The 7257-nt window shown below is 44.0% G+C and carries 4 protein-coding genes; all 4 read right to left on the minus strand.

Annotated elements, in window-relative coordinates; translation table 11 throughout:
* Positions 1-488, minus strand: a 488-nt coding sequence (locus tag Q0668_RS11880) for an MOSC N-terminal beta barrel domain-containing protein (protein ID WP_298864699.1), incomplete at its 3' end; no start/stop codon positions are given.
* 18 nt (positions 489-506) lie between these two features.
* On the minus strand, positions 507-2120 hold the full coding sequence (locus tag Q0668_RS11885; protein WP_298864702.1) for a hypothetical protein: 1614 nt from the start codon (positions 2118-2120) through the stop codon (positions 507-509).
* A gap of 48 nt (positions 2121-2168) precedes the next feature.
* Positions 2169-4652 carry an ABC transporter substrate-binding protein gene (locus tag Q0668_RS11890; protein WP_298864705.1) on the minus strand — a complete coding sequence of 828 codons (2484 nt, stop codon included), beginning with the start codon at positions 4650-4652 and terminating at the stop codon, positions 2169-2171.
* A gap of 56 nt (positions 4653-4708) precedes the next feature.
* Positions 4709-7257: PQQ-binding-like beta-propeller repeat protein (locus tag Q0668_RS11895; protein ID WP_298864708.1), on the minus strand; the 2549-nt coding region annotated here is incomplete at its 5' end.

The following is a 7257-nucleotide window of genomic DNA, read 5'->3' on the forward strand; positions in this document are numbered from 1 at the left end:
CAAAAGGGGAGGTCGCCGTCAAATTCTAAATTCGCGCGAAAGCGAAGCCTGAGTTCGTCGATTGAGATATCGGGAAACCATCGCAAAAGTTCTTGGTAGGTCTGTGTGCTGATAATTGTCGGCCCGGACGCTACCGTATCATCTGGGAATCCGGCCTGACTGTTTTCTTTAATAGTGACTCGTTGATTGAAATATTGACTGAACCAGGATTCTAATTCAGTACGATTTTCGATCAGGTGAAATTGTTTTGTTTCTGTCCCTGACTGAGTAGTTGACAGAGTCACTGTTTGCTGAGAGAGATCAGAGGTTGTACGAATTTTATGAATTGATGGATACTTTTTTGCATCAATGACATGATCTGCTTGATCGTACATTGCGAATCGACGATCCCAAGAGAGGGCGCCGCCGGTCAGAATGTCTGCCTGATTAAGAATGACGGGATCGAGTGATTTGATGGGATAGACGGCGATGCGGGAAAGGGTCCACATTTGATTATATTTCTATGTTTATTTAGATTTGCGACGGTTTGGATCTTTCTTTTGCAGTTGCTTGAGGTCATTGATTTCTGTTTTTAGATCAATGATTCCCGTCGGATCAAGAAATCGCTCAATGCGACCTGAAGTTTCACGGCAGAGACTGGCAATTCGCGATTGTGCAGACCGATTGTTCTGTGCCTGAGCTGCTTCCACTGCAGATACTTGAATGACATTCAGCTTATCGTCAAAGATTTGTTTAGGTGAAATACCACTTTCCAGTTCTCCGATTCCGGCGTCCACTTTTTTCCAGTCACTGTTTTTTGCCCATTTTCGAATACGTGACATTTTCATGGAAAGTGATGCCACGGCCTCGATCAATTCCCCATTCAATACGGCCAGTTCGCCTTCGACGCTTAATCGAATACGGTCATCGGGGATTTGAATATTAATTTCGCGGTTGATGCCTGGAATGTAAGGTACATTGGCAACGAGGGCTTTTCCACTTCGAACATAGAGCCAGATTAAGGGATGTTGGGAATCCGCTTGTAGAGTGATTGTCCCGCTACGATTCGTCAAGAATTCTCCGGTTATATAATCTTGTGATTCCGGTGGAGGAGATTTCTTGAGTTCTTTTTGTTTTTTCGCCTCCCGCTGTCGCTGCCTGACCTGCTGGGGATCCAATGGAGATATTTGAACTTTTATTCCCGCTGAAGTTTGGAATGATGTCCCACGTGGAATGAGAGAGAGTTTGGTCTCTGGGTATTTTGTTTTCACGCGAATGGCGAATGTTTCGACTCTGCGGCGGCTTCCATTGAGAACTCCTCGCAGTCCTGAAGAAATCAGGCAGGTAGCATATTTGCGATTGATCTCTTCCAGGACCAGATAAGTCCAGGGGATAAACTGAATGCTTTTGACTTCCCGATCTCGATTCAAGTATCGAAAGAAGGGGATGAAGTAAAAGTTTTTCTGTAATGTTCCCATCGAGGGATCTGGTGGTGGATACTGACTGGCTTGTTCACTGACGATGACCTGGTTGCCATTTACTGAATCGATCGTGACGACAGCCGAAAATAAGTCGCGGAGGGATTCTAAGATAATCTCACTAAGAAACGGTTTTGCAAAAGTTTTCCTTGTGGAGAGAGGACTGAGTTGTCGTGAGTACGAGTCAAATTCTCTACCGGAGATCAGATATCCAATACCATCTTGTTCTATGGAGATTAGAAAGAGTTTATCAAATGGATGATTCGGGTAGCGTTTCAAGATATCTTCAGAATTGAGACGTTGAAGACCTTTACCCGAGGCAAGTGGCAACCAGTTGTTCTCATAGATGCCGAGGGAATTCAGGGGACTGGATTTCTTTATCTTTGTATCTGTCAGAATCCATTTTTCGCCTATGGAACGATCGATGATCTGTTTTAGCTGCTGTTGAATTTGCTGGCGATTTTCTTGGCTTAGTCTAGATTCTGGCGCATAGGCAATGTCGATTCTAATACGGTAAGGCTGAAGACTGATATGTTGTGGCTGGGTTGCTAGAGACGAAGTATCTGCAGTTGTTTGTGCAATAGAAACTGAATTCGGAAACAGTAGCAGCCCCGAGATCAGAATTATTAAATGACAGATTTTTGAAAAATCACAAGAAAACATTATTTTACCAATAGAAAAATTCAATTTGAAACTTCATCTCACAGCAAGCTATTTTTGGGTAAACGATTCTATTTTTGGATAAATCGGAGTGGTGATCCATTGCTCTACATTATCATAGAAATTCAAGGGGCGGTCGGCGTATCCTTTGATATTTGTACGGAACACATGAAACTGATCGATTTCCCATAAGGGAATAATATGAGCCATCGAATATAGTTGCTGTTGCAGTTTTTTTAAGAGCGTAGTTGCGGTTTCCGAGTCAGTTGCTTCGTCCAGTTCGATCAGTTTCTGTCTCATCCAATCGGGGAATATTTCCAGCGATTCGATTTGCGCTCCATTACCGACTGTTAGAAATGGCCAGAGTTCCATGATTGGTTCCGTCATGGAGGACGTTCGATAGACAATGTCCCATTTCAGATTCTGCTTTTTCGCTTCAGGGGCAGTGTTTGGGATGAGTGTTACGGTGATGCCAATTCGCGACCAGGCTTTGATGAGTTCCAAAGCGGCTTCCTGTGCTTCTGGTACTGGATCGCAAAGCATATGTAGTGCTGGAAATTTACCCCCCAGTTTGTTTTGTGATGCGACAGCTAATGCAACTGCCAATGGGTAATTGTACTCGCGTTGTGGTACTTGTTGATTATAAGCCTGTAGTCCAGTGTAGTAAGGGGCTGTGATCAATCGGCCATTGAGTCGTTTGGATTCATGTAAGAGAGATTCGGTTAGAATTTTCTTTCGATCAATGGCATAGGCAAGTGCTCTGCGGAGTTCAATGATTTTGAGAGGTTTGCTTTCCGGATTAAATTGCAGGACATGTGACAAGGGAATGGCAGATTGTACTACATTAAATTCTTCCTGATCCTGAAAGAAAGAGACGAGTTTGGCTGGCAGAAAGGGAAGTACAGAGACTTCTCCCACCAATAATCCCTGGAACGACTTGTTGAAATCGGGATATTTGATCTCATTGATTTGAGCGACATTGTATTCTCGTAAACCCGATGGTTCAGGCACAGCGCGAACATACTGAACTTGATTCTGGCTATGGTTATCGACAATAAACCGGCTGGAGACGAGAACTTCCGGTTTGAGAGGCGTGCTGGAACTTTCCGATTTATCTGAAACTCTTTCCCAGATTGGAGGAGCCATGATGGAGGCTGCCATTAACCATTCTGTACGCAAAGGAACGCGATCAAAATAGACACTGACTGAAAAGGGGTCTGTCGTTGATACCGAGTTGACATAGCTGTCAAAGCGTTCGTCATATTGAGTATTTCCCGGTGTGATCTTTTTTCTGATAAACTCCGCGATGTCGGCTGCCATTAATACTGGATGTGATTCCCAGGTGCCATAAGATTGTCTCAAAATAAAATCAGCACGTCGTCCGAGATCTGTCGGTTCCCATTGTTCAAAGAAGCGGCTTTGGTATTGCGATGTTTGATCGACGCGGCTGACTTCAAACATGGGGATTTGCGTTAATTTTCGATGGCGACGGGTGGAATCACGTTCCAGGAAATAAGGAGTTTTGTTTAATGCGGTTTCCATTACACCGACGTTTATCACAGGATACCGATTATGGTAACGAAGCAACGATTCACGAAGTTTGGGGTTAGCTGGCCAAACGATGGCAGCTTCCATTACCGAATGAATGGCTTGTTGGAACTGTTTCTGTTGCGCTTCCTGATTTGCTTTATTGAGTATGAGATTGGATTGGTTCAGAAAGGTCTCTTTCCATTTTGTGACAATCTGCTGTTTGGGAAACATTGTTGCCAGACGCTTCAGATAGAAATGGGCCTTGCGAAAAATACCCTCTTTCACTGACTGGGTAATTACGGTGTCAATGATTTCACCTGCCAGTTTACTCAATCCCGGATAATTCGGTGATCGGCTATATAAATCCTCAATGAACGCCAGAGCGATTTCATATTTCTTTAATTCTTGTTTTTCCTTTGCTTCCAGGAACAGTAAATTCTGCTGTCGCTGGTCAAACCCTGGCCACGCGCGATGTTTTCGATCAAGAACCAGCAGCAATTCAAAAGCCGTCCGTAGCTGATTTGATTTCAATAGTTCATCAATGCGTTTTAATACAAGATCTTCATGATGAATGATTTGTTTAACATGATTTCGTTGGATTTGATATTCTGGGTTTTCATTTTCATCAATGAGTGTCAGTTGAATAAAATTGAATGCCGCACGCATTTTGCGTTGCTCATCGATTTCCGCTTTACTTTTTGGTTTGGGTAAGTCGTAACTTTCTTTTAACGCAGTATCAAGTTGCCCCAGTGTATCAGGACGTGGATAAACTGGTTCTACTACCAATACAGTATCGTTTTCCAGTATGACCCAATCGACAGGTGGTTTTTTAAGAAGGTCTTCTACGGAGGGGACCTGCATTTCTTCTATTTTGGGTAATGGTGGTTCTTTTTCTTCATCTGCTTTCTTGGTGTCTGTTGTTTCTTTTTTGGAAGACGCTTTTTTCGTTGTTTTTTTGTCAGACTTTGTTTCTTTTTGTGCGGAAACGGTTGTTTGACCGGGCATAAATAGGATCAAAGTCAGGCTGCTAAACAGAAGGCAGAATATGTGTGCAGACAATTTCATAGTGAAGCCTGTCCTTTCTGTTGCAGGACCTGATCAATACGATAGAGGCTTCCATCCACTGTAGGTACTAGAATGATTTTTTCCAGATTCACAATCGAGCCGCTGGCTGGCAATGGTGTCTTGACATCCATTTGTATTTTGCCTGTTTTGGTATCGACTGTGAGCAGGGAACCATTTTGAAGTGAGAGTAACAGTTTTTTATCAATGATCGCAGGAGCGCCTGCCAGAGACGATTCAGTTAATTTTAAATCCCATAATTTCTTGAGATCTTTGTCGATTTTGAAACAGCTTAAATTCTGCTTCGTTTCTACGAAGAGAAATTCATTTGTGATCCAGAGGTCATTTGTTGCGGGGGAGGGGAGTTGTAGTTTTGCCTTTTGTTGTGCAGTTTTGGGGTCAAGTACCTGTAACAGTCCTGAGGCATCTGTTACTGCCAGGGTATCCTTGTCGATTGCTGCTTTGAAATCGATCGGTTGTTTATTGTCACTCTTGGACAATATAGCGAGGTGGCGTGTGGGCGACGTTCGGTATTGTAAAGAGATAATCTGACCGGTGGATGTGATCGCGATGCATTGGTCTTTCGCAGTGGAGATCAGTTGTTTCCATTTTACATCTGCCTGACCCGGAATGACAAATTCTTGAACCGTGTTGAGTCCGCGTCCTTTTCGAAATACAGCAATCTTTTTCTGGAAAGGAATTGCAATTCCATCGCCAAGTGATATGGGCATTGCATCGAGTGGGGCTTTCAAATCGATGGTCTGTTCCAATTGTCCAAAGGCATTGAGAATCCAGAGAGTCGGTTTGGGGGAGCCGCAGTAGACGGCAATTTTTCCTTCAGAGAGTTGTGATGTTTTAAGCGGTTCCGTAAGACCTTCGGGGAGTTTGAGCTGTGTGATGGTTTTTTCTTTGAACTTTGAAGAATCCGCTTCAAAATCAGTATTTCGAATCCGAAAGATATCTCCATCCGATGTGATACAGACTAGCCCATTTTGAGCAGAAGAATAAGTGGCGAGGATGTCTGTACCTAAGATAGATTTCCAGGAGCTGCTCATTTCATCGCGGTTGGCGATGGAAAAAATGACAGAATTGGATGAAAGCAGACGTCTGGCAAGATACAGGTTATTGCCAATCAACTGCATAGGTTGTGCTCCTAATCCGTCTGCAATTTTATTTTTATCCAGTTTAATCCCGGAGTTCTGCAGAGTAAACTTTCTTAAAGCAGAGCTGCTCATCCAGAGTTGACCTCCCGAGCCGGCTGAAAGATAAATTTGACATGAGAGCGGGGCCTGTAATTGATAAGAGGCGATTTCTGTCAACTTTCGTTTGCCTTCTTCGTCTGTGACCGTAAATGCAGTAATGCGTTCGGGAACAGTTGGAAAAAACATTTGTTTGCCACGGAGGACCGGCATGCTTTGCACGTGTCCTTTGATTCGATAATCTTCCAATTCATTGAGTGATGCATTTTCCCCGTTTCCATCTAGAACATGCAGTAAGGCAGAGTCGGTACGGTCGTTCTCACAAACGAGTAGTAATTTGCCCATGGAGATAATCGGAATTCCGATTGTTCCCGGACGATGTCCCAGGGCAGCCACTTTTTGACATTCGAAGGGGCGTAAGGAAATCAAATATATAACGCCTTCATGTCCGGCAACTGCAATGGATTGTTCTCCGTAGACTAATCCGGGAGCACCGACCAGGGGTTGCGCAAATTTAAGCTGTGCGATGATCGAACCACTGATTAAATCGATGCTGATCAAATCACCTGAATTGCAAGAAACGACGATGGTTCCCTGGTGTAGTAATGGTTTGCCAGTAGGGCGAGCGGGCAGAGTTTGTCGCCAGAGTAATTTACCATTTTTCTGTGAGACGCATAAAAGATCCTGGTGTCGTGTATCAAAAACGAGCAAAGCCGGTTCACTTCCCGAGAAAGAAATGGGGGCAAAGGGAGGATCAAGTCCAACGGGACGTCTCCAGATCGGATCACCTGTAATCGAATCGATTCCGAAACAACTGCCGTTGGCTAAAGCAAATACATTACGGCCATCAGAAATGGTATTCGAGCGAGAACGGGTATGAAGTGCCAGTGTCACAGATTGGGGAAATGTTTCAGGGTATTCTTTGGTGACTGCCGGAACAGGCTGGTTATTAGCTTGCACTAGATTTTTTTCGAGTTCCAGGATTTTTGCCAAGACTGTGCCCATCTTGCGGTCAGATTGATAGTACGGATAGCGGTCGAGTAGATGACGTCGGCGCGCGAGTGCCTGTAGTGACTTTTTTTGTTTGATCCAATCTTCAATTTCTTTGACTGCAACATCAAAGACTTCTTTTCGCAGAATTTCCGCTTCCGCTTTTTCGTAACCGGCTTTAATTTTTGCTAACTCGTCGGTAGGGGGGGCATCCTGTGGACTGTAACGAGTGAGAATGCTTTCTGCTTTAGTTGAAACTACTAACAATTCACGTTCTTTTGTGCGGCTGGCGGTTTCCACAGATCCCAGCGCAATCTTCTTGCCATATTCGACGAGTGTCGGATAGAGTTCTTTGAAGT

The organism is uncultured Gimesia sp., assembly GCF_937910335.1.
In the GTDB taxonomy this organism is placed as follows: domain Bacteria; phylum Planctomycetota; class Planctomycetia; order Planctomycetales; family Planctomycetaceae; genus Gimesia.

Bases quoted from the DNA above. Each gene is read 5' to 3' on its own strand.
- Q0668_RS11885 (WP_298864702.1), bottom strand. From the start codon at position 2,120: ATGTTTTCTTGTGATTTTTCAAAAATCTGTCATTTAATAATTCTGATC.
- Q0668_RS11890 (WP_298864705.1), bottom strand. From the start codon at position 4,652: ATGCCCGGTCAAACAACCGTTTCCGCACAAAAAGAAACAAAGTCTGAC.